Source organism: Shewanella sairae, assembly GCF_023283535.1.
Classification (GTDB): Bacteria; Pseudomonadota; Gammaproteobacteria; order Enterobacterales; family Shewanellaceae; genus Shewanella; species Shewanella sairae.
The window spans coordinates 15,773-39,907 of sequence record NZ_JAKILT010000009.1 but is presented as its reverse complement, the minus strand read 5'-3'; the positions used below and the strand labels follow the sequence as shown (position 1 = coordinate 39,907).

23 protein-coding genes are annotated in these 24,135 nt (G+C 43.6%); 15 read left to right on the top strand and 8 right to left on the bottom strand.

Features of this window, described 5'->3' with window-relative positions; translation table 11 throughout:
• Positions 1-107: 107 nt before the first annotated feature.
• From L2748_RS05400 to L2748_RS05365, 8 genes are all read left to right on the top strand, one after another.
• Positions 108-2,126, top strand: coding sequence for an EAL domain-containing protein (locus L2748_RS05400; protein ID WP_220778396.1), 2,019 nt, complete (start codon positions 108-110; stop codon positions 2,124-2,126).
• Positions 2,127-2,314: 188 nt separating this feature from the next.
• Positions 2,315-3,262 carry a hypothetical protein gene (locus L2748_RS05395; protein WP_220778395.1) on the top strand — a complete coding sequence of 316 codons (948 nt, stop codon included), beginning with the start codon at positions 2,315-2,317 and terminating at the stop codon, positions 3,260-3,262.
• Between the two features lie 131 nt (positions 3,263-3,393).
• Positions 3,394-3,687: a hypothetical protein gene (locus tag L2748_RS05390; RefSeq protein WP_220778394.1), complete on the top strand. Its 294-nt coding sequence runs from the start codon at positions 3,394-3,396 to the stop codon at positions 3,685-3,687.
• Between the two features lie 143 nt (positions 3,688-3,830).
• On the top strand, positions 3,831-5,282 hold the full coding sequence (locus L2748_RS05385) for a protein adenylyltransferase SelO (RefSeq protein WP_220778393.1): 1,452 nt from the start codon (positions 3,831-3,833) through the stop codon (positions 5,280-5,282).
• Between the two features lie 49 nt (positions 5,283-5,331).
• The gene (locus tag L2748_RS05380; RefSeq protein WP_220778392.1) at positions 5,332-5,628 is read left to right on the top strand and encodes a DUF3630 family protein; all 297 of its coding nucleotides are present in this window, start codon (positions 5,332-5,334) and stop codon (positions 5,626-5,628) included.
• A gap of 69 nt (positions 5,629-5,697) precedes the next feature.
• A complete protein-coding gene (locus L2748_RS05375) occupies positions 5,698-6,723 on the top strand; it encodes a serine/threonine protein kinase (protein WP_220778391.1) in 1,026 nt (341 codons plus the stop codon).
• Positions 6,724-6,853: 130 nt separating this feature from the next.
• Positions 6,854-7,465 carry a thiol:disulfide interchange protein DsbA/DsbL gene (locus L2748_RS05370; protein WP_220778389.1) on the top strand — a complete coding sequence of 204 codons (612 nt, stop codon included), beginning with the start codon at positions 6,854-6,856 and terminating at the stop codon, positions 7,463-7,465.
• 394 nt (positions 7,466-7,859) lie between these two features.
• Positions 7,860-8,072: a DUF1107 domain-containing protein gene (locus L2748_RS05365; protein ID WP_220778387.1), complete on the top strand. Its 213-nt coding sequence runs from the start codon at positions 7,860-7,862 to the stop codon at positions 8,070-8,072.
• 15 nt (positions 8,073-8,087) lie between these two features.
• Here L2748_RS05365 and L2748_RS05360 read toward each other — a convergent pair whose 3' ends face one another.
• Positions 8,088-8,291 carry a cell division protein ZapB gene (locus L2748_RS05360; RefSeq protein ID WP_220778386.1) on the bottom strand — a complete coding sequence of 68 codons (204 nt, stop codon included), beginning with the start codon at positions 8,289-8,291 and terminating at the stop codon, positions 8,088-8,090.
• A 180-nt stretch (positions 8,292-8,471) separates the two neighbouring features.
• Here L2748_RS05360 and L2748_RS05355 point away from each other — a divergent pair, with 180 nt between their 5' ends.
• On the top strand, positions 8,472-9,968 hold the full coding sequence (locus L2748_RS05355) for a Na+/H+ antiporter NhaC family protein (RefSeq protein WP_220778383.1): 1,497 nt from the start codon (positions 8,472-8,474) through the stop codon (positions 9,966-9,968).
• Positions 9,969-10,044: 76 nt separating this feature from the next.
• On the opposite strand, the gene L2748_RS05350 is transcribed toward L2748_RS05355, so the two are convergent.
• Entirely contained in the window at positions 10,045-10,653 is a 609-nt protein-coding gene (locus L2748_RS05350; RefSeq protein WP_220778381.1) for an outer membrane beta-barrel protein, read from the bottom strand.
• A 242-nt stretch (positions 10,654-10,895) separates the two neighbouring features.
• Between L2748_RS05350 and L2748_RS05345 the strand changes: the two genes are divergently transcribed.
• The 5 genes from L2748_RS05345 to L2748_RS05325 all read left to right on the top strand — a co-directional run bounded on the left by L2748_RS05345 (position 10,896) and on the right by L2748_RS05325 (position 16,876).
• Positions 10,896-12,245, top strand: a complete 1,350-nt coding sequence (locus L2748_RS05345; protein WP_220778379.1) for a lipase family protein — start codon at positions 10,896-10,898, stop codon at positions 12,243-12,245.
• Between the two features lie 258 nt (positions 12,246-12,503).
• Complete coding sequence (locus L2748_RS05340) at positions 12,504-13,400, top strand: virulence protein (protein ID WP_220778377.1); 897 nt, start codon at positions 12,504-12,506, stop codon at positions 13,398-13,400.
• A gap of 78 nt (positions 13,401-13,478) precedes the next feature.
• Entirely contained in the window at positions 13,479-14,387 is a 909-nt protein-coding gene (locus L2748_RS05335) for an alpha/beta fold hydrolase (RefSeq protein WP_220778376.1), read from the top strand.
• A gap of 11 nt (positions 14,388-14,398) precedes the next feature.
• On the top strand, positions 14,399-15,667 hold the full coding sequence (locus L2748_RS05330) for a DUF4056 domain-containing protein (RefSeq protein WP_246616046.1): 1,269 nt from the start codon (positions 14,399-14,401) through the stop codon (positions 15,665-15,667).
• 3 nt (positions 15,668-15,670) lie between these two features.
• Positions 15,671-16,876: a BamA/TamA family outer membrane protein gene (locus L2748_RS05325; RefSeq protein WP_246616045.1), complete on the top strand. Its 1,206-nt coding sequence runs from the start codon at positions 15,671-15,673 to the stop codon at positions 16,874-16,876.
• An 80-nt stretch (positions 16,877-16,956) separates the two neighbouring features.
• Here L2748_RS05325 and L2748_RS05320 read toward each other — a convergent pair whose 3' ends face one another.
• From L2748_RS05320 to L2748_RS05300, 5 genes are all read right to left on the bottom strand, one after another.
• Positions 16,957-17,700 (bottom strand): cupin domain-containing protein, encoded by a 744-nt coding sequence (locus L2748_RS05320; protein ID WP_220778368.1) that lies wholly within the window; start codon positions 17,698-17,700, stop codon positions 16,957-16,959.
• A gap of 450 nt (positions 17,701-18,150) precedes the next feature.
• Positions 18,151-19,224 carry a hypothetical protein gene (locus L2748_RS05315; protein WP_276521530.1) on the bottom strand — a complete coding sequence of 358 codons (1,074 nt, stop codon included), beginning with the start codon at positions 19,222-19,224 and terminating at the stop codon, positions 18,151-18,153.
• A gap of 268 nt (positions 19,225-19,492) precedes the next feature.
• Complete coding sequence (locus L2748_RS05310) at positions 19,493-20,620, bottom strand: OprO/OprP family phosphate-selective porin (RefSeq protein ID WP_220778514.1); 1,128 nt, start codon at positions 20,618-20,620, stop codon at positions 19,493-19,495.
• Between the two features lie 44 nt (positions 20,621-20,664).
• Positions 20,665-21,033, bottom strand: coding sequence for a cytochrome c3 family protein (locus L2748_RS05305; RefSeq protein WP_220778366.1), 369 nt, complete (start codon positions 21,031-21,033; stop codon positions 20,665-20,667).
• Between the two features lie 11 nt (positions 21,034-21,044).
• Entirely contained in the window at positions 21,045-22,556 is a 1,512-nt protein-coding gene (locus L2748_RS05300; protein ID WP_220778365.1) for a flavocytochrome c, read from the bottom strand.
• A gap of 342 nt (positions 22,557-22,898) precedes the next feature.
• On the opposite strand from L2748_RS05300, the gene L2748_RS05295 reads away from it, so the two are divergent.
• The gene (locus L2748_RS05295; protein ID WP_220778363.1) at positions 22,899-23,690 is read left to right on the top strand and encodes a TetR/AcrR family transcriptional regulator; all 792 of its coding nucleotides are present in this window, start codon (positions 22,899-22,901) and stop codon (positions 23,688-23,690) included.
• An 87-nt stretch (positions 23,691-23,777) separates the two neighbouring features.
• On the opposite strand, the gene L2748_RS05290 is transcribed toward L2748_RS05295, so the two are convergent.
• Entirely contained in the window at positions 23,778-24,131 is a 354-nt protein-coding gene (locus L2748_RS05290; protein WP_220778361.1) for a cytochrome c3 family protein, read from the bottom strand.
• Positions 24,132-24,135: the final 4 nt, after the last annotated feature.

Here is a 24,135-nt window from a genome sequence, read left to right as displayed (position 1 = left end):
ATGGAAAATGTATATTTACTCCGACAAAACCGTCATGATGAGAATGTTCATAATATGAACGCGCTTACCGTATGCTTTTTCTGGGATTTAATCCAAGGTTTTTACGCATGATTTTAAGCAACATCTCTGCGAGAGTGTCAAATTGGAGCCAGGGTTCTAAACTTTACCTGTCCGATTTAGCAGCAATAGCATTATTGCTGCTACCAATCACATTAGCTAACTCGTTAGCTATGTTGCTAGGGCATGCATTTAATTTGTTAGAGCTAGATTATGTTTCAAAACTCATGTTTTATGTTGCGAACATACTGATCAATCTTTATCCAACTACATTCTGTATTGTTGCAAGCTATTACTTAGCCCAAAAAACTAATGCCTCGAGTGCGATTTTTATTATTTACGCCTTAGTGCTGTTTTACATTTTATCCTTCGGTAATCTAGGCTTTTCAGCTAGCTTTACTTTGCCAAACAATCCATTGCTGGCGCTATTAAGTGCCATTGTGACTTACTCATATTATAAGTTTTTCCCGATCCGTCTACTTGATCCTAATTCATTCGATTTTGCGTCTCGATTAATAAAATACATTGGTCATATTTTTTGTTTTTTATTAATAGCCATCGTGCTCTCACAATTGGTGATTTACCTCGGGGCGTATGTGAAAGCAGGGATCTTATCTGTTGGTTTAGATCCGCTGACTTTTACAGGGGGGCTGTTATACCAAACTTTGCTAGGAGTTTTGGGGGCAGTAGGCATTAATGGCCACAATATGCTGTTCGCCGTTAAGCAGCAAATCTATGCCGACACCATGAGTAATATAGACGCCTGGACCGCGGGTGAGGCATCGCTCAATGTGATTAGCCAAGGTTTCTACGATGCGTTCTTGTCTATGGGGGGATCGGGTAACTGTATTAGTTTGCTGTTGTGTGTATTGATATTTAGTCAAAAATATAACCATAGGATGCTTGCCGTGGTCGCGATTCCTATGGTCATGTTTAATATTAACGAAGTGCTGCTGTTTGGTTTACCCATTCTGTTTAACCCAATCTTGATTGTGCCATTTATTTTGGTGCCCTTAGTCAGCTTTGTGATTGTTTATGCTTGTATTTCACTAGGGATAGTGTCGCCTATTGTCAGTATCGTAAATTGGCTCACCCCGCCGATTTTTAGTGGTTACTTTGCCATGGGGGAGCAGTTTGATGGCGCAATTTTGCAAGTGGTGGTGATCATTGTAGGCATCTTTATATACCGGCCTTTTTATCTTGCTTACTCAGGTAGAGACTTTGTTTCGGTTGATCCAAGCACCCGTTTTTCGGCTGCAGAGGGGGCTATTTTTAGTAATGTGCTGCGTAGTGTTAGAGATTCAGCCAACGACAATATTACCCAGTCTACGGCGCAGAAACAGGTGGCGCAGATTTTAAGGCAAGGTCAGTTGGTGATGTTTTATCAAAAGATCCAGTCGCTGCAGAATCAACAGCAATTTAACTACGAAGCCTTGATCCGCTATATTGATGACAGTGGTAAGCTGTGTCCGCCAACATTTATCGCAGACTTTCAGTTGCTCAAGGCGATGCCCTTGCTAGATAAGTTAGTGATTGAACTGGTGCTGAGTGATATACAGAAAATCCATTTGCCCCTTGGTGGACGTGTGGCGATTAACGTCTCAGTGGCCTCCATTGAGCAAGCTGATTTTGTTAACCATCTGCTGGCTAGATTAGAACATCACGGAGTGAGTCCTTCTAAGATCGAAATTGAAATCACTGAAGAGGCGATGTTAAGCGACAAGGTTTACTTAACTCGAGTTATGACGGAGTTACAAGCAAAAAATATTGCCATTTCTATGGATGATTTTGGTTCTGGTTATGCGTCATTTCCGCATCTACTGCAATACCCATTCAATAAAGTGAAAATTGATAGATCGTTATTGCTTGATGCATCATCGACAAAAGGGCGTGAGGTTTACCAGTTGGTTGCAAAACTGGGTCATATCGCCAATTGCAGAATTGTTGCTGAAGGAGTGGAAACTCAGCAAGAGTATGAATTTGTAGCTAATAGTGGTGTGGACTTGGTACAAGGGTATTATTTAGCTAGGCCTATGCCTGTTGAAAGCTTGGCTTGTCAGCAAAGCTAAAATAGGCGTGTATTTATGTTTTGAGGCCGCCAAAAAGCGAATATTTTTGATACCCGATTAAAAAAGAGATATAAATACTTGATATTAGACAAGACAATGCATTATTAATAATGTTTGTTTTTTGCGCATTTTTTGCAGCTTAACCTTGCTTGCAGGGTGTGTTTTATAGCCAAACCAGGTGGAAGATAATGGAAGAGATAGTCATTATAGTATTGATTGTAATCGGTGTTTATCTGTATGTGCGAACTCAAAAGGCGGCAAAGTCTGAAAGAAAGCAAGCAACAGAGCAGGAAAAACCTAAAGCTGTTGTAGCAGAATCAGAGATGAAAGATATCACCCCTGAGCAATCGGAGCCAGTCGCTACGCCTACGGTTGAAGGTGTTAGTTTTGAATCTAAGGATACCGAACCTGACGTACAGCAAGCCGCAGAGGCTGTAACCATTGAGCCTATTACTGAGCCAGCAGAAGAAAAAGCAGCCGAGACCGAAGTAAAAGCAGAGCTTGCAACCCCTCAGGTTGAGGTTGAGGTTGAATCTGAAATGCCTGCTGAGGCTATCAAGCTAGATAAGCAAGCTGAAGAGCATGAAGCTGTTGCAGAGGTTAACAAAGCGGTCGAAACTAAGGTAGAAACCAAGGTAGAAACAAAAGTCGAAGAAGTGATAGCTGAGCCGGCTGTAACGCCTGAGCCAGTGATTGAAGCTGCACCTATACAGGCTGTTGAACCTGAGCAGCTGGCTTGGGCAAATCCTAAGTTAGCTACTGCGCTAGCAGAACTGGATGCCGCACAGGGCAATACAGCGCAGCACCTTGCGTTAACTGCAGCAATAGCAGAGTGTTATAAACAGCGTAAAAATGCCGAATATGTGGAGTACGGCGCAGAGCTTTGTCAACGTTATCTCGAAATTTTTGCCGGCTATATTCAAGCGGTTAAAACCGATAATCCTGATGCAGAAGTTAAGGGGACAGGCATGATGCACTTATCAACGCTGCTTAATGACAATGGTCAATTCGATAGTGCGGTTTCAATTTGTAAAACGGCGATAGAGTATGGCCTTACTGATGGCACTGTTACCGGTTTTGCGGGGCGAATTGTACGAATTGAAAAGGCTAAAGCAAAGGCTAACAAAGCGGGTTAATCAGCTAAAAATTAATCTGCGAAGCACAATCAATCATTAGCTAAGCGGTGTAGAATTAGCGCAATGGTTAGCAAGAAGGCGAACTCCAGACGGACTTCGCCTTTTCTTTTATCTTAAATAGGCTTGGTTTTATGAATTTTAAATCTCTATGTTTACTTGTGGTAGCCGGTTTTGGTTTAACCGCTTGTATTGAATCGCCTGAGTGGACACTACTTTATTACCCTGATCAGCAAAGTAAACCAAGTGTGGCTGAGTCGGCGTCATTTATTAATGGCTATTACGAGAGCATTGAACAATGCCATGCTAAAGGGAAAGGCTTGATACGTCTGAGTGGCAACGATAACGGCAGTTATGTTTGTGGTTATATGTGTGAGGCTGATGACAAGTCATTGACGTGTCAGCAAGTGGTTAACTCTGAAGAATAATAGCTTAATGCTGGGCATTATATATCGGTAATATCTATTGCAATATTAAATCTTAATTCGCTTAGCTGTGTAAAAATATGGCAATATGAGTTGTGCTGCTAAGCGGCGCAGAACTGAACCATTACTTATAGGATTGGAATAACATGCAGTTAAAACAGGACTTTTTTGAGCAACTTCCAGAGTTTTATTCGCAGGTCTTTCCGCTTGGGATCAGTAATCCACATTGGCTCGCCTGGAGCCAAGATGCGGCCGATTTAATTAATATTGATGCGCCTTCAGAAGCTTTGTTGCAAGGCTTATCAGCTAATGCTGCAGTCGATGGGGCAAGCTATTACGCCCAAGTATACAGTGGTCACCAATTTGGGGGGTATTCACCGCAGCTAGGTGATGGTCGTTCTATTATTTTAGGTGAGGCACTTGGTCCGCAAGGGGCTTGGGACGTGGCGTTAAAAGGCGGCGGTCCAACCCCTTATTCGCGTCACGGCGATGGTCGAGCTGTTATGCGCTCTGCTGTGAGAGAGTTTTTAGTCTCTGAAGCCTTACATCATCTACACGTTCCTACAACTCGTGCACTGGCCGTTATTGGATCGGACTTACCGGTATGGCGTGAAACCCAAGAGACGGCGGCGATTACTGTGCGCTTGGCTAAAAGTCATATACGCTTTGGCCATTTTGAATATTTTTGTCACAGTGAACGTGGTGCGCCAGACAAGCTAACACAGCTACTTAATTTTACGATTAAGCAGCACTATCCAGAGCTTAGTTGTGATGCGGCAGGATATAAGGCCTGGTTTACCCGTGTTGTCGCTAATACCGCTAAGATGATTGCTCATTGGCAAGCAAAGGGCTTTGCTCATGGTGTAATGAATACCGACAATATGTCGATACTTGGTGATAGCTTTGATTTCGGTCCTTTCGCTTTTCTCGATACTTTTAAAGAAGACTTTATTTGTAATCACTCTGATCCAGAAGGACGCTACGCCTTTGGTCAGCAACCTGGTATAGGGCTGTGGAACTTGCAGCGCTTGGCTCAGGCATTGTCACCTATCATCCCATCGGATGATTTAGTCGCGGCGCTGAACCAGTATCAAGTGGTGCTAGTACAAGAGTATTTAACATTAATGCGCGCCAAATTTGGCTTAGTCGTCGGTGACTCGACTGAAGCGCAAGACAACCTAGATTTAGAGTTAATGGGCGGTTTTACCCGCTTGATGGAACGAAACCAGTTAGATTATACCAATACATGGCGCCGATTCGGCAGTGTCGACCCTAACGCAAACACCTCTGCTTTACGGGATGATTTTATCGATGTTAATGGTTTTGATACTTGGTATCAGGCATATCAGCAACGGCTGGGAAAAGTCGTGGATGTGGCGCAATGGCAAGCAGAACGTAACCAAGTTAACCCTAAATATATTTTGCGTAATTATTTAGCTCAAGAGGCAATCGTTGCGGTTGAAGAAGGCAACCTCACTCCGCTACATGAGCTGCAGCAAGTGCTGAAAAATCCTTTTAATGAACAGGCTGAGTTTGCGCATTTAGCCAAACGTCCACCTGACTGGGGCCAAGGCTTAATTATGTCTTGTAGTAGTTAAATCGCAAGGTAATGTTTGTCGATACAAATACAATAATAAGAGTAAACTAATGCAATTAATCTCAATTAAATTAGATCGCGAGACCTTAACGTTAGCGGTGCAGGCTGATATTGATTTTGAGCAGTTTGAGTTGTTCGCAGAACCTTTTGCTAAAGCGATTGATTGCCGAGTCGTTGAAAGGCAATGGGGCGCAGATCGTCACCAGTGGTTGCTCGAGTTTGAGGGAACACATCTGCAATTGAATTATGAGTTTTATGGTGACATCTGTTGGTTATCGACCGACAGAGAAGATGAGTTTGATGTGCTGGTTTATTTGGCTGAATTAATGAAGCCTTACCAGATTTAGCCCTAGCGCTACTTTCGTATTTTTAATGACCTCGCTTTTGCTAGGCCATGGGTAACTGAGTAAAACGATATGAATATAACCCCTCCCCAAGTACCACAAGAGCAGTCGAGTTCAGCGTTTCATTATCAGGCTTTAACCCCCGATTTAATCTTGACGGCGATTGAAACATTGGGGATTTACCCTGAAACCGGTTTGCTGGCGTTAAACAGTTACGAGAACCGTGTGTATCAGTTCCGTTGCGACAGAGGACAACGTTATGTGGTGAAGTTTTACCGCCCAGAACGTTGGAGTGATGCTCAAATTCAAGAGGAACATGACTTCTCTGCGGCGCTGGCTGAGCAGGAGGTGCCGATTGCGACTCCTGTGATTATCGATGGTAAGTCATTGCATGAGTTTCAAGGCTTTCGATTTGCGCTGTTTCCTTCAATTGGTGGCAGAGCCTTTGAAGTCGACAACCTTGATCAACTAGAGCAAGTGGGGCGTTTTATTGGTCGTATCCACCAATACTCAAAGCAAGCTGAGTTTGTTTATCGTGATGTGATGTCACCAAAGTTACTCGGCGAGGAGTCGTTAACATGGCTTAAGGGCTCTGGGCACATTCCTGCTAGCCTTGAATTACCTTATTTTACTGTGGTGGAGCAAATCTTAGAAAAAGCGACAGCGCTTTGGTTACCGGATCAGTATCAATCAATCCGCCTGCACGGTGATTTACATCCAAGTAATATTTTATGGACGCCAGACGGTCCGGGCTTTGTTGACTTAGATGACGCTAAAATGGGACCCGCGGTACAAGATATTTGGATGATGCTAGCTGGTGATAGACCGCAACAACTCTTGCAGCTGGAAGTGTTACTTGAAGGCTATGAAGAGTTCTGCGAGTTTGATAGTCGTGAGCTTAAACTGGTTGAGCCGCTCCGAGCCATGCGAATGCTGCATTATAATGCTTGGTTAAGCCGCCGCTGGGGCGACCCGGCTTTTCCAATGAACTTCCCTTGGTTTGCAGAAGATAAGTACTGGGAGCAGCAAATATTGGCCTTTAAAGAGCAGTTGGCTGCATTAGATGAAACGCCGTTGAGTTTGACGCCACAATATTGATTTTAAACACCGTCAGCCATTTATTTTGTAACAGAAAAATGAACTTTTGCGCTTGAGGTCAACTCCAAAGCACATTATGTTATGTCCAAATTATTAGCGAGATGCAAAATTCGCATCGAGGGGAAGTTAAATGAAAAAAGCGTTATTGGTTGCATTTGCACTATTGATGGCACCGATGGCAGCAATGGCTGCTCAGTATGAAGAAGGTGTGCACTATACGGTTATTAATGAAGGCCCAGGCACTGCTAAGCCAGAAATTGCTGAGTTCTTCTCATTCTATTGCCCACATTGTTATACGTTCGCTAAAGAGCAAGTGCCAAAGATCAAGGCAACAATTCCAGAAGGCGTCACTTTTAAGCAGAATCATGTTGAATTTATTGGCCGTGAAATGGGCGTAGAAATGTCACGTGCATTTGCTATTGCGCATCAGCTAAAAATTGAAGAGAAAATGGAGCACGCGCTGTTTTCAGCTATTCAGGATAAGAAGCAACGCTTCACTAATCTTGATGACATTAAGGCATTATTCGTTGTAAATGGTGTTGACCCTAAAGCGTTCGATGCTGCTGCGAAGTCTTTTATGGTGAATGCACAGATGTCAAAGATGAAGCGTGACACTGAAAACGCAAAGATTGCAGGTGTTCCAGCGCTTGTTGTAAATGGTAAGTACCGCGTTGAAACCGGTGCGATTAAGTCATATCAAGAGCTGCTAGATATCGCTTATTACTTAGCGACGCAGAAGTAAGCAACACAAAGTAATAATTGATTGAATCGAAGAGGGAGCCTAAGGGCTCCTTTTTTGTGCCTGTAATATGTGGAAAGCTGAAGAGATAAGTATTGCAGTGAAACTTTCGTCGCAGGTGAGCATTTTATACTCAAAGGATGATGGCGGTGGTTTAACTAGGTTGTTGCACCAATTTGTTAAAATTACTCGTTGTCAGAAAACACTAGAGTGTCAATAAATAATCACTGCAAATTGTAAACTAGAGTTATGCATTTGATTGGCAAGCGTAATTTATTTTCGATAACATTCTGATTCAAAAATTTACAATTAAATGCTCAAATAAATGAAACTCTCATGGTAAAAAGCGTGTCCAACTAAAAATTAATAACAACAATCAAAGTTGTCGGGAGGTCTTGTGAGAGTTTTTCCTGTCTATGCACCAAAGCTAATTGTAAAACACGCGCGCATATTTCTAACTGGGGTGATCTGGGTAAAGGATCTAGGTCGACTCGAATTCGATAAGGGAAGGTTTTTACTGCCAAGAAAAAGCCTGCCTAAAGTTAAGCAGGCTATTTTAGAGCTCAATGAGTTAATTGAGTCTCAGAATAACGAGATGCAAATGGCATAACGTTTTTGAAATTTATTAGTTTACTTCGTCGTTGAGTAGACCCACTAGACCAGTAACTTTCTCATTCCAAGAGGCAAGTTCTTGCTTTAGCTGTTGGTTCTGCTCTGACAAGCTGCTGCTTGCCTGCTTCTCTTCTTCAAGCTCCATTTTTAGTAGCTCGATTGTTTCTAGCGCAGCTTGGATTTTTGTTTCCAATTTCGATAATAGTTCTAGGCTCATGGGGAGTCCCTTTAATAGCGAGATGATAGCTCCGATTCTAGCAGTGACGTGCTATTGCTGAATAGTTAATTATGCTAAATGAACAAAAAAGAGGCGACAAAGTGAGCGCAAAAGGTTTTTTTTTGCGCTTATTACTAAGTCGTTAGTATTCTTCTATTTATTTCTTGTTGGATCTGAGTGATGAACGACTGCTTGCTGATCTTGATTCCCCTGCTGTTAACACTGAGTTTAGCGCTGATAATCCGTAAAACTTTAGTTGCTTTAGGCGTAGGTATTGTTTCAGGTTCCCTTATCCTGACCGGGTTCAGTTTGCCTGATACCGCCGTGTATATGGCAGACAAAACTTGGTCGCAGTTTTATCGTGATGGGCAATGGCAAGCATGGCACTTGAACGTGTTAGCAGCAATGTTGCTATTGGGAATGATGACCCAACTGCTTGCGCGTGGCGGCGCAGTAAAACAATTTGCAGATTGGTTATATCACCGTATTAAAAGTGGTCGTCAGGCAAGAATAGGTGTCGTGCTTCTAGGTTGGGTGGTATTTATTGATGGCATTTTTAGCTGCTTAGCAGTAGGTCATGTCTGTCAGCCTTTAAGTCAGCGCTACAATATGTCGCGTGAGCAAATTGCTTATCTGGTGGATTCAAACGCTTCCCCTTTATGTGCTTTGTTGCCCTTTTCGAGTTGGGGACCATATGTGATGGCGATTCTAGCTGGGATCACGCTATTGCCATTAACTCCGCTCGAGTCATTTATTGAAATCGCTAAAATGAACTTTTATGCGATTACGGTCATCTTGTTGTCTTTGTTGATTGCCTGGTTTGGTATTGGGTTTAATACAGCTACGGATACACAGCCTGTTGCAGCCGATGAAGTCGATGTTGGTAGCCCTTGGTTGCTAGGGTCGCCTATGGTGACGTTATTACTGGCATCTGTTGGCTTAACCTTGTATTCAGGTGCGAGCAATGCCCAAGGTAATAGTTTAACCGAGTGGATTACGGCAGCCGATATTGGCACTGCGATGCGCAATGCTTGCCTATTGGCCACGCTGCTGGCAGTGCTTATGCTGAAACAGGCTGGTCGTAGTTTAAAGGCGCTTTTGGGCGATCTTATATCAGGTGTGCGGACCATTAGTTTTGCGATTTTTATTTTGTTATTTACCTGGATGATAGGGGCTGTTATTGCCGATCTTGGTGTGGCTAAGCTACTTGCGGGCTGGGCTCAAGCATTCCTATCGCAACAGGTGTTGGTTGCTGGCACCTTTTTATTTTGTGCGATCATGGCGTTTACTACTGGGTCTAGCTGGGGCACATTTGCCATCATGATCCCTATTGGTGCAGAAGTCGCTATCGCGGTGGAACCATCGCTGTTATTGCCTTGTTTAAGTGCGGTAATGGCGGGTTCAGTATTTGGTGACCATTGTTCACCTATTTCAGATACTAGCGTGATTAGTGCGACTAGTTCTGGCTGTGCGCCCCATGATCATGTGATTACTCAATTGCCGTTTGCCATTATTGCTGCGATGAGTGCGTTAGTCGGTTTTCAATTGCTTAATGTTGGTGTAGCAACAAGCTGGGCGTGGGGGGCTGTGGTGTTAACTGCAGTATTGATGTTGATAGCCTACCAGAAGTGGGCGCAAGTCGAATCCGTCGTAGAAAGAGTAGAGAAAATACATTAATCACTGCTTGGTTACGTTTTAACTAAAAAGCCCGCCACTAACACTGTTAGTGGCGGGCTTTTTAGTTCAATTGGGCTTAGAAGCGGTAATCGACAGCCATGTATAGCTGCTGGCTATCATTTAGAGATGCTGATTCAGTAGAACCAATGTTCATTGGTGTTGGTACTGGGTTTGTTACGCTGACATCGTAATCTTGCTTCAGGTAGCGGTAGCCTACTTCTGCGCTTAGCTGGTCATTGATTTTATACATTAAACCTGTTTGACCACCCCATACAAAGCGGTTGTCCGAGCTCACAGCACTCGTATCAGGGCTGATGTGGTTAACACCAGCGGTTGCACCAATAAACCAGTTAAGTTTGTTGCTATCGCCTAGACCGACTAAGTAGTCGTAAGACATTAAGAAGCTTTGTTGACGACTGAAGTCATCTGAATTGTAAGAGTAAGTACCGTAGATACGGTTCGAATCGTTTAGGTAAACACCGGCTCTTGCTTCATAAATGACATTATTTTCAGTTTCTTTAAAGTATTCAGCGTTAAAGCCTGGGTCTACGTTTGCTTGGCTAGAACCTTTGTAAGAGTTTTGCTGGGCGCCAACACCGCCACCAACAAACCAGTCTGCTGCCATCGTAGGTGCTGAAATTGCTGTTGCCATTACTGAGGCTAAGATAAGTGATTTAGTTTTCATGTTGTGCTCCAATGTAGGATAAATTAATTCGGGTGTTGCGTTTTGTTGGACACATCATAGGGCAGGCTTGCTGAATAATAACTGAATGATATTAACGATTACTGATGTTGAGTATTTTGCTATATAGGTATTTGGTTTTGCGATGTAAGTGCTTAATAAATAATACTGTGTATATTTTGCGAGCAAGGGTTTTTTGATACTTTTTGTCGCTTAATGGCAAACCAATTACAGTTGAGGTGATAATGGAATTAGTCTTTATTCATGGATGGGGAGTGACTAATACAGATACTTATGGTCAGCTTCCGCAAGCGTTAATTAAGCTAATGACGCCCGAAAACCAATTTACTGTTAACCATATTCATCTTGGGCGCTACATTAGTTTTGATGATGAGGTAAGGCTGGAAGATCTCGCAATCGCGTTTAATCGAGCAAGGTTAGATTTATTAGGGGAAAAACCGTTTGCGGTTGTTACCCACTCAACAGGGGCACCTGTTATGAGGCAGTGGTTGCAGATGTATTTTGCAGAAATTGGCAATAACATTTGCCCTTTAACACATCTAATTATGCTTGCTCCTGCAAACCATGGCTCGGCGCTAGCTCAACTAGGAAAGTCCCGAGTTAGTCGTATTAAAAGCTTTTTTGCCGGGGTAGAGCCTGGGCAAGGTATTTTAGATTGGCTAGAGCTTGGGAGCGATGGTCAACATCAGCTAAATCGGCAGTGGCTTGAGTATGCTGGGGGGACAGGCATGCCTCTGCCTTTTGTGCTCACTGGAGAGAGCATTGATAAGCAATTTTATGATTATCTCAACAGCTATACCGCGGAGTCGGGCTCCGATGGTGTGGTGCGAGTGGCTGCAGCGAACTTAAACTTTAGTTATTTGCTATTTGAGCAATCGCTACAAACCATTACAGGGTTTGATGCCGTAAATATCGCCCAACTCGCTTTAGTGAAGCATGTTCAACCCAATTACAAGACGGCTTTTGAAGTGTTAAGCAATACGAGCCATAGCGGTTCAAGCAAAGGCATCATGGGGTCGGTTAGCAAGCGTAATGCCAGTAAAAAGCAGGTGGCGCAACGTATTATTCAATGCTTGGCCGTTGCTAATGAAAGTCAGTATCAGCTGCTTGCAACCCTGATGCAAAACTCTCTACTCGGTAAACGCAGGTTTCGCGGTTGCATGCTGGTGATTAGGGTGGTTGATGATGCCGGTTTAGCTGTAAAAGATTTTGATATTATTTGGCTATCTGGAGATGAGTTTACGCCTGACCAATTTGCAAAGGGTTTTTTGGTCGACAAGCAAAAGAATCAAACAAATAACCATGTGATGACTTTCTATTTCGATGCCGATAAATTGTTTAAGGTACAACAAGGTAAAATAGGCTTTAGAGTTATACCTCGGCCAGATAAAGGCGTGTGTTATTACCGCGAAGCAGAATATCACTCTGATGCAAAGCAGGTGCAGGCATTGCTACAAGCAGATCAAACTACCATGGTTGATGTTGTATTGCAGCGGCACATTAGCCGCAGAACTTTTACTTTGGTTGATCCTAAGGCGGGGGGCGACTTTTCTCACTTAGTCGATGAACAATAGATTAAATGGTCAATAAATAAGTCTATTTTATTGGCATTTTTTCAGATTAGTTTTTCGTTGATTAACAGGTTATGATCTGTCAAAGGTTAGAGCTAATACTCTAAAATATTCGTCATCAGAAAAATACTTCAGATTTAATTCAGCTTGATGAGCAATAATTAAGCTGAATAATTTGTTTCCAGCCATGATGTTCAGCACAAGCCCCTATCTGAGTGGGCAATATTCAATATTTATCTTTAGTAAAGGTTCAATCTATACATGCTTAATATTAAGACTATTTTGGCAGCACTTTCAGTGCTGTTTTTTGTATCTCCGGCGTTTTCTCAGTCAATTGAGCGAGAGCCACTGCAAGCACGTTATGACAGAACGTTTCCAATCTGGGCTCAAGAGGCAATCGATTTAGGTCATGAGTTACCTAAGCCTTACGGATTTACCCTGAACTATATGACTATGGACCAGCCGCTAGTCGTTGACTCTGTAGGGTTCTCTGGTTTGCCAGGTGGACTTGACGATATGCTTAGCATAAAGGGGAGTAAAGCCAAGCAAGAATCTGAAACGTTAAGTCTTAGAGGTGATATGTGGGTTTTGCCCTTTTTAAATCTTTACGGCGTGATTGGCCACACGAAAGGCAGCAGCGTGGCAAATGTGCAGCTTGAGGCAGATTGGTCTTCATTGTTGCCACCTTGGATGTGCAAGCCAGACACTTGCAATGCAACAACTCCTCCATTTGATTTTGTATTGGATTTCAAGGGCACTACCTATGGCGTGGGCGGTACCTTAGTTGGCGGGATCGATAATTGGTTTGCCTTGCTTGATGTTAACTACACCAACACTCGCCTAAATATTCTAGACGGTGAGATCAGCAGCATAGTGGTGTCACCACGAGTCGGTTATCGCACTGAATATAACAATCGTGATGTACAGCTTTGGGTAGGGGCCATGTATCAAAACGTGGAGCAAACCTTTAGTGGTTATATGCGCGATATTGGTTTCCCGCTTGGCGATGCAAAATTTGAAGTTAACCAGCACCTAGAAGATAAATGGAATGGGTTAATTGGCGCACAAGTTGGCCTAACAAATGATATCGATGTGTTGATGGAGTTTGGTGTGGGTACTCGTAGCAGTTTTATGGTCGGATTAGGTTACCGTTTTTAAAATTTAGCCATCGCTAAGCGAGAGCTCAAGTCATGAGCTTTGGCGGTTTTAATTTGTAAAAGGGTTTGGAGAAAGAGTATGCGCACTGTCTTTATCTTGCTGTTGACGTTATTGCTTGGTGGCTGCTCAGCTGTTGATATTGTTGACTCACGGGAAACTGCAGCACTGCAGAAGGCTGGGTTTGAGCAAAGTAGCATGTTGCTTGCCGAGGGCGGTCAGCTAAGTTATTGGCAAGGGGGCGAGGGAAAACCGCTATTACTGATCCATGGCTTTGGCGGTTCTGCGGTGTCTAGCTGGCAGCAAGTGATGCTGGCATTAAGCCAAGACTACCAAGTCATTGCTCCCGATCTAGCTTGGTTTGGCGAGTCAGTTAGTGCTGGCACGCCAAGCTTAGCAACCCAAACGCAAACGATAATGCAGCTTATTGAACAATTACAACTCGATAGCGTGAATGTAGTTGGTATCTCTTACGGTGGTTTTGTGACGTTTGACTTAATGATTAATGAGCCAAAGGTCGATAAAGCCGTGCTGCTTGCCAGCCCAGGGGTGTTATTTTCAGATAATGAGTTAGTACTGATGAATCAACGCTTTGGCGTTGATACGCCGACGCAGATTTTTGTGCCTGAAACCCCTAAACAGATGCGCCGTTTATTGGATGCAACGTTTGTCAGTTTCCCTTGGTATCCAGGCTTTATCGATGCGGATATCTATGACAAATATTTTGCAGGCCATTTGGCTGAAAAACGCCTGCTTATAGATAGTTTACCCGCGGATAGGGATAGGATTGCAGCGGATCTTTTACCTGAAACACTGCCGAGTAGTATGTTGATTTGGGGGGAGAATGATAAAGTATTTCCACTCTATTCAGGTGTCGGCTTAGCGGATTATTTAAAGGCGCCTATTGTGGTGATCCCTGATGGAGCTCACGGGATCAGTAATGACTATCCTGAGATTGTCAGCCAAAGCATTAAGGCATTTGTACAATGATGGCGCGCTTAATGAGCCGCGGCGTAATAGGCGCTGCCGCACTGCTATTGCTTGGCGCATGTAGCAGTAGCGATTGGCAAGTACGTGCTTTACCAAGTGACACCGCCATTAGTACCGCGCTAGACAATGAACCTGATTTAGACTTACTGCAAGAGGTTGAGCTACTCGACTTGCCTTTAGCGCGTATTCCCCAAGCTGTGCGGCCTTGCTGTGCCTTTGGTAATGCGCAAAAGGTAAAAGTGGGGCCAGTACCTGTGCCCTTTTTTCGTTACGCCAATACCATAGCGGTAGATAAAGTTGGTCCGCATGCTTTTGAGGCAGGTACATTTAGCTTTCAAAAAGATGCGCCGAATGGTAGCAGAGGCACTGAAAATAATGGCCAGATATATACCTTAAAAGGGGGCTTTATTGACTTGGCTCATGTGCGTGACACCGCTGATAACGCCATTGCCTTGTTCTATCATATCTACCCAAAAATCGGCCAACAACAGAGCATTCCATTACCAGAAGAGATAGGCCCAAGAACCATAGAACTGAGTGAGTTTGCTGTTAGCCACTTAACAGGCCGCCAGCGCTGGGAAGTGGCTGCTGCTATGTCGGATAGATTGGCTTATTTTATGGCTGAAGCCCATGAAGTGGCGCAGTGGCATGGCTACCGCAGCTGGGCGCCGTGGTCTGAAACCGTCTCGGCATACTCGCCAGAAGATCTGTATTCCAATATGCTTGGTGCCAAAATAGCGCTAGCACTGCTCAACAATAACTTAGCCATGAATACTGAGCTATATAACCAACATATGACTCAGTGGTTTTCAGCGACGTTACAGTGGTTACAGCCGGTTGCCATTGAGCAAACTAATATCTTATTTGATGCCATAGATGGTCATTGGTGGGACTCTCAGCAACCTCTGCCGAGTAAGTTTATGTTGCTTAAACGTCACTATGAATTAGGTGATAAACAGTCGCCTTATTTGGTGCCTAAAGCGGTGGCTCAAACCAATGCTAAGTGGCAGCAAATTGCACCACTTTATCAGCAGCCACATCAGGCGCACGCGCTCGGGCTAAGCAATAGAGTCCATGGGATTAATATTGACTCTGTCGCGCAGCAAAAGCTTTTTGTTGGCGATAAATTTAAACCTAGTTTTAAGCATATACCGAGCGAGCTTTGGCAAAATGGTTTTACTCAAGCCGATTTTCATCAAATGAGCTTATATAATCAAATTCAAGATGATATTGAGCTAAAACAACATCTTGATGCTGTTAACAATGTAGCGCAGGAATAAGCTATGACAATCAATTTATCCGTAATTGGTTCATTGGCTGCTTTGTTTTGCGCTGCCGTTTGGTCGCTGCCAACTTATGCTGAAAATAAAGTTGCTGCTAGTGATGTCAATCCAGCGAGAGGAGAGCAGCCACCGCAAGCTTCGTCACAAGGTTGGTTAGAAGATTTTTTGCAGACCTTGGGAGCTGATGGTGAGTTTGATCCCGATAAATTAATTGATTTCAGTTATCTACCGGGGCCATTTTATAACCCTGAGATGGATCTTGGTGTTGGCATTTCGGCTGTGGGTTTATACCAATATGATCCTGACGATGAGGTGAGCCAACTATCATCGCTAGTGATTAATGGGCTCGCTTCAACTAACGGCGCATTGGGCGTCGCGCTAGCCAACAAGACTTTTATCAATCAAGATCAGCAACGCTTTTATTTAAACGCTGAAGTATTTGATGCGCCCGATGTGTTTTACGGAGTGGGTTACGATGCTAATCATGCGTCTACGAGCCGAGTTGAGTTTAATCAGCGAATTATCTCTATTAACCCGATGTTATTGCAGCGTATGAGTCCGACGAGCTTTGTTGGTATTGGTTTTGATTTTAGCTATGCCGACGCCAGTAAAATTAACTTGTTAGAGTCGGATGTTGATACCAGTTTACTCAATGACAGTTCTCGCAGTGTAGGCTTAAATTTGCTGCTCAATCATGACAGTCGAGACAATGTGCTTAACCCGCAATCTGGGCGGATTTTAGAGATAGATGCCAGCTTTTATCGCCAGTATCTAGGCAGTAAAACTGACTTTGATGTCTACAATGCGCTTTATAGCGAATATATGCAGACCGGGCGTGGTAAGGACATTCTAGCCTGGCAAGTGCGAGGACGTTTTACCAGCGGTGATGTCCCTTGGGACCAGTTGTCAAAAGCCGGTGGCGGAGATTTACTTCGTGGTTATACCTCGGGGCGTTACCGTGATAAACAGATGTTGATGACCCAAGTTGAATATCGGCTAAATTTGTCGGGGCGTCATGGCATGGTGTTTTGGGGTGGCGCTGGCGTTATTGCCGATGATATTAGTGATTTCGACGCTAATAAAATTCTCCCTAACGCTGGTATAGGTTATCGTTTTGAGGTCAAGCCAAGAGTCAATCTAAGGTTAGACATGGCATGGGGTGATGGCGATAGCGGCTTTTATTTTAATGTAAATGAAGCGTTTTAATCTGCTATTTTGATGCACAAAAAAGGGCTCTTAAGAGCCCTTTGTATTTAACTAATTTACTGACTTTTTAAGCTTTGGGCTTATTTTTTGAAGATAGCTTCGTTAGTGCCGTATGCGCCTAAGTTAAGGTCACGCTTACGGATCTCATCTACGCGGTCAAAAGCTTCTTCAGCTACGCGCAGGTTTTGTACGTCTTTACGCCAGTAGTACTTAAAGCCGTTGAAGTTAGCGTTGTTCGGGTACCAGTACATTACACCTAGGCCTTTATCGCTTAGGATTGGCGTGTTGTGGATCGCTGCGCCAGGAATATAGAAGTATTGTCCTAGAGATAGCTTCTGGAATTTGTTTTGTGCCAATGTTTGGCTTTCACCTGTTACTACGTAATAACATTCAGGCTGACCATGGAAGTGTGGAGCATGGTCTGATTTACCGCCGTCTGTAATACCAATTACTACAGGACTATCTGAAAGCTCTTTCCAGATGTAACCTACTGGTGACTTAGACTTATCACAGTCAGCAATTTCTAATACATTGCCATCGTCATCTAGTGACTTACAGAACTGCTGATCCGCAGGAATACTGCTGTTTGACTTAATGGTTGTAAAGTCGATTTCACCCGCTTCCCATGCAGCAATATATGCTTCTACTTCAGGGTTCGCACACTGCGCTGGCATAGTGTCTTGCGGTGCATATGGTGTGCTGTCATATGGGACTGGCGTCATTTGCTGGTATGGAAGTTGTGCGTGATCGCACTGTGGGCCTTGAGCAAATGCAGCTGTAGAAGTTAACGCAGCAATGCCGAACATCATTTTTAATTTCATCATTCTAATCCTATTTTTAGCTGGTGCAGCTAAAGCTGCGATATTGTGCTCGTTTTAACGGGCTTGAACTAACAATAAAGTGATAATTGCTGCGTAAAGTTGAATTGGATCACGCAGCATTTTTAGCAGCAAACTTATTCGTGAACTGGGTCGCGAATAATCTTTTCTTCGAGGGTGATGCAGCGCACACCTAATTAATCAAGAAATGCTTATATAACAGTCGAGTGCTGTAAAAATAGAAACATTAGCGGTGACTAAAACATTGCCGCCGTGAGCAAGGCTCACTTGCTGGTAGGCTAAAAGGGATTAAGTTAGCGAGTTGATAGGCTTAATTTTAATTGAGCAGTTTATGTGTGATGAATATCGATGTCGCAGTATAAAGATGGTCAAGATAGCAAAGGGTTAATTAATAAGCCTTTGCTATTGTGAAATGGCCAGTGAAGAATTAACTGGTTAAATATGGAACTGTAAGCTTAACTGAGCATAGTTAGAACCACCTTGTGGAGAGGGGGCATGGGTGTAAGGGTTATGCTCATCATCAATCTGATAGCGTCCAACTTCGAAACCGAGTGCTAATACCGGTGTTAGATTAGTAAACACATTCACTCCTGCATGGAAGCGATCAGTTTGTTCTTCTTTAGTAATAGTATGACCATAGAATACACTGGAGCGAGTGCGCTCAGTCCAAAAATGGCGGTAAGCAAACATGGCGGAAGTGGTTTGTTCTATTACGCCATTGATCATATCTCTTGCTGCATCGGTGCCAACATAGCGGCCTAAATTACCATAGTGCAATTGTAGGCGGATATCGTCTTTGCCAAAGGTTTTCAGTTTTGCTGCGACAGAAACTCCCGCCCCGAATTGAGCGCTATCTTCTGGATCTAAATAGCGAAATAGGCTAGAAACTGACACGTTCCCCCAATCACCCTGTTGGTTGTAGCGGATAACGGCATCGGGAATATAATCGTTGCTGGTATCAACCCACTTTATGACTGCTTCAGTACTGCCTGCTTGCGTACCATAGGTATAAGGGTTTTCTAACGCAAACTGCCAGTTGTCAGTGCTGTAACGAACAAGCGCTTGACGCACCATGGTTTGCCCTGCCAGAGGCACACCGAGGTCGGCTGTTTCTGCAAAGGTGCTGGTATTGACCATGGTTGACCAAGTTTGACCCGCTGTAAGACCTTCATATGAAATGTAGGCATGTCTTAAGCGTGGGCTATAAGAATTAGAAAACGCCGCATTGCCTTGAGCTGAGCCGGAAAAATCGATTTCAGCAAAGCCCTTTACACCTCCATGGGTTACACCAACATTAAAGCGGCTTTCAGCAGCACTAAATTGTGTGCGCTTAGCTGGTTCTGCAATACTGCCACCACCGGTCCAGCTATCTTGATAAGCAATATTACCGTCAACAAAACGAGCGTTAGCCTTTAAAAATCCACCAAAATGGTATTCACTGGCGATTAATGGCTGTGAAAAGCTAGCTGTCATACAAATAAAAATAGAGGCGCTGATTATCGATTTCATAGTTATTTCTTGTAGGCGAGGAGATGAGAAAATTCTGATATTTAGATTTAAAAGGCAGGCTCGATTAAGTGACAATAAGTAGGTGGTTGTCCCTGTTAAATCGTGGCCACAGCCAATAACATTGAAGGAATAACAAAAGCGAAGTGAGAGCAGCTTCGCTTTTGTTGGTAACGTGAGTTAACCCTGTTAGGCTTATTAACAACCTCTGCTATTCCCTAGCTTAGTAAGTTAGTAAGTACTAACAAGATAACTGAAAGTTCAGCAGTTATTAAAAGTAGTAACCGAAGTTAATGTTAACGCGTTTATCCCAGCTATCACCCATTTCAGGAAGACCGACGTGATCGTTATCAGCAGTAGAGAAAGTCATGTTCTTACCCATTACGAAATCGACCATGGTATAAGTTGGACCTGCTGAAATTGCACAACCGGTTACGTTTTGTAGGCTGTTATCAAATTCATCATCGCTAACATCAGGTGTCATGATGCCGAAATCGTTATAACACTTAACACTGCCCCAATCTGTTGGGATCGTTTTAGCAAGGTTTAGGTTATATGCTTGACCTTTTGATGCGATCTCGTACTGCCAACTCACCACTGAAACACCGATAGTGTTTTCATGTTCTTTGTCGTCGTACTCGTATTGCATTGCTTGTAACTGCAAGTTCCAGCCGTTGTAGCTGCTGTCTAAGTGCAGCGCGACTGCATAGCGATCGCCATTTTCTTTAAGATTGCTGTTATAGATCTGGCCATACTGAGCTGATGCTCCGAGAGTCGTTTGACCACCCTCGTGCTCGGCTGTGTATGTTTGGCGAATGTTGAACTGATTAGTCTCTTCGTTGGCATAATCAGTACCATTAATGGTGCCTGTGTAGATGTCAGTCGAATAACGTTTGTTCTCAGACGGGCCGTATTCTGCGCTCTTATAGAAGGCTAGGTCGGTATGCCAGCCGTTCTTTTCGTAAACGGCCTTAATACCTGTATCATGATCATCTTCAAAACCTAAGTAATAAGGAATGCCAAACCAGTAGCTGTTTGAGATGAAATCGCGGTTACCAAAAGGCACCTTGTTGATACCCACTTGTAACTGCCAGTCAGGGTTTACATCGTAAAAGCCATAGCCATACTTGATGTAGTGTGTACCAGAAGTAAAACGGTATTCAGCCGCTAAACCCCAATCACCATGCTTACCATCAAATTTGATAGCAGCCATATCAAAGTTAAAGTCACCGCCTTTATCTTTATTGGTTTCATCATAGTCACGGTAAGCGTAGTTAACACGCACTGCGCCGCCTAGCTTGATACCATCTTCCGTCTGTTCTGCTGCATGAGCAGTACCTGAAAGTGCGATTGCTGTAGCCACCATCGACAACATAAACTTAGTGGTTTTTTTCATCATCATTCCCTATTACTTTTTTAGGTTTTATAAATTAATCAGTCACGTTACATCTCTTCAAACCAAGTACGGTGGCACTCTGTACAGATAGGTGCTTTTTTCTCGTGCTCTGCGTGACACGCTAGACAACTTGCACCTTGGTTATAGTGCAGTGACTTGTGTGGATGTGCTTCTGGAATAGCCAGTTTGCTTTCATCGACAGGGATGCTGTTGATATCGCCATGACACTCAACACAAGCTGCGTCAGTGGTGTTTTTCTTACCCGAGCCTTGGTGACATGTTTGGCAACCATCTTGGTAGATAAACTCGTGGTTTACGCGACCTTCAGTTTTGCCTTTCATCTTGACTAGTTCACCGGCCATTACGTTGCCTGATAGAGCTAGGCCGATTAGTGCGCTTAGTAGTAATTTGTTCATTCAACGGCTCCTTACAGGTCAGCTTTAATGGTTTCAGACACGATGATGCCCATAACGAGACACTCTAGACATGATGTTGAGCTCAGGCGCGCTTCACCGTGAATACCGCCTGTTACCTCGCCAATAGCGTATAGGTTTTTGATCGGTTCCATAGAGCGGCCATCAATAACACGTGCATCTAAATCCGTTTTTAAGCCCCCCATGCAGTAATGCACTTTTGGCCAAATACGTGATACAACGAATGGGCCTGTTAGCTCTTCTGCGGTATCCATTTTGCGGTTGAATAGTGGGTCTTTACGCTCGCTAACGTGCTTGTTGTATTCTTTAACGCTGCGTTTAAGCTCTGCTGCTGGAATATCAAACTTCGCGGCGATCTCGTCTAGTGAGTCAACTTTCCAAGCCATCTCATCACGGATTGCACGCACTACACGGTCATCTTTGGCATAGTTGTTGTAGTTGAAGAACACCACTGGGTAAGCTGGGCTACCATCGGCATTGCGGTTTTTCATAATGGCTTCAGAGCAGGTCTTGCGGTCAGCACGCTCGTCCATAAAACGCTTACCATTAAGTACGCTAATCGCCACACCTTGGTGCCAGCCGATAGATAACAGTGCGTTTGACCAACCAAATCCACCTTCATCAGGAGAGCCCCAGTGACCAGTTTGGATTAGGTTCATGTGTACAGGTAGTGCGCCGTGCGCCATTGCTGTCAGTGTGACTTCACCGGTAGCGCCCATAGCGTTAGTGCAATCTAGTGTTGGGTCTAGAGATGGATCAACTGCTTCACGTAGCTTCATGTTACGAGCGAAACCACCGTTAGCCAGTACGACTGCTTTGTTGGCTTTAACAAAAATAGTGCTACCGGTTTTTAGATCTGGGAAGCGGTAGTTCTTACGAACCTTAACACCAATGATCTTTTGACCATCCATGATGAAGTCTTCGATATAGTGTTGTAGACGGTAATCAACGCCTTCTTTTACACCCACTTCATACAATTTAGTGGTTATATCACCGCCAGTACCGTGTTGAGTACGGATAGCGCGGGCCTTGTTGTGACCGCCCACTTGAATATTAAAACCATCACGGAATTTAACGCCGGTATCGATACAAAGATCGTAAGCATCTAAAGAGCGGTTAGCGATGGCACGAAGGGCGGCTTCATTTTGCATGCCACGGCCAGAGATGATCTGGTCTTTAACTAACTCTTCTGGTGAGTCGTCGTTTACGCCTTGAGCCAACTGGATTGGGTTTTTAGGAATAGCTAACCATCCGCCGTTGATTGCAGAGTTGCCACCAATCACTTGCATCTTTTCTAAAACAAGTACTGAACCTAGACCTTGGCGTTTAGCATTTAGTGCCGCAGAAAGACCTGCAAAGCCAGAGCCAACAACAATTACATCGACGCTTTCGTCCCAGTTAATGTTGCCACAGGTTTTAGCTTGTACGGTACCTGGTAAGGTCGCTGCTAAACTACCTACAGCTGCACCAGCACTTAGTTTTAAAAAATTTCGTCTACCTTGCATTTTCTTGTAATCCTCAATCAGGGAATGAGGTAAAGATAAACCCAAGTTCAACTGCTAAAGGTGAAGTAAGTCACGGCATTTTTTCAGTGACAAATTTATTCGTGAGTCAGCTCTCGAATAAATTTTCTCTGCAAATATCCTTGTTTTATCGTAAAGATGAAATGTGAATGGAATCAATCTGGAGTTAAAAGTTATTGCTGCAATGTTTATATGACGTAATTCACAAAGCCTACCGATAAAGTGGTATTAGCGTGAAGTGAATCCCGATTAGAGAAGAGATATCTATAATCCGTAATTGTTACAAGCGCATAATTAGCTTAATTCGATTTACAGGTTTAATAGATGAAATGTCCCACTGAAGCGTTGCCGATGATGCGCTGCAATCAGATACTCGACGCGGCTGAACAGCTGATTGAGTCACAAGGTATTGTGTCGTTTAAGTTCTCGCAACTCGCAAAAGAAGTGGGTTGCTCCACCGGTACACTGTATAAGTTTTTTGAACGAAAAGAAGATGTGCTGGTGTGCCTTTTCTTACGTAGTGCAACGTCAAATCATTTGCCTATATTTGTTAATAAATATCCAGATTTGAGTGCCCAAGAAAAAGTACTGTTGCCTATTTTGTTTACATTTGAGACGGTAAAACGCAGTAAAAGCTTTTTTACTTTGCGCTCTGTTTCGGTCAATACCATGGTATGGCAATTAGCGAGTGACGAGAAAGTTGACCGTTTTAAAAAGCGTATCAATGCATTTTGGGGCTGGTTTACTGACTCACTCAATGAAGCTGTGGCTAAAGGGGAGTTAGACGCTACGCCATTGCAAGTGAAAGAACTTGTTCAAGGAATTACGTTTTTCCTGACGGGAGCGCTAACCCAGTTTGAAAGTCAGTTAATTGCACCAGAGTATTTATCAAACCGCCGTGACACCTATTACCGTCATCTCGCACGTTTAATGGCGCAATATAAGTGGGCTAAACCGCTTACCCCTGAATTATTTGATAGCCTTGAAAATCGAAGCTCTCGCTTTTTTGATAAACACTATCGTGACCATATGAGTTGCAGTGCTTGTAGTGCATTGGCGTGTTCAAGTTTAGATAGTGAATCTAGTTGTTTGCGTAAAAAAGGCTGCGTGGCTTAGTGGCTTTTTCTGGCGAAATATTCTTCGAATAAAAACAACCCAAAGCTTATTGGCTTTGGGTTGAGTGTTTGTTATTCGTTTTTAAGGCTATTGCTTAAACTTCGGGTAATCGAAGTTATGGCAATCCATGCAGATGGCTTGCTTTTTAGTATGCTCACCATGGCATTCCATACATGGAGCCTCTTGGCCATAGTGCATGCTGTCATGTGGGTTTTGTTTTGCCTCATGACCTTCACGTTTAGTTTGTTCAGCCAGCTCACCCATGTCATGGCATTGCAAGCAAGACTCGTCAGACGGGAAGGCTTTTAAGCCTTGGTCATGGCAAGATTTACAACCTTCTTCATATAGCGCTTCATGGTAGTCACGTTTATCTCTGGCTTGCGCCGAAAGGGCGATAACGCTGCTAAACACCAGCACAAGTAAAGTCATCATTGGTTTCATGTTA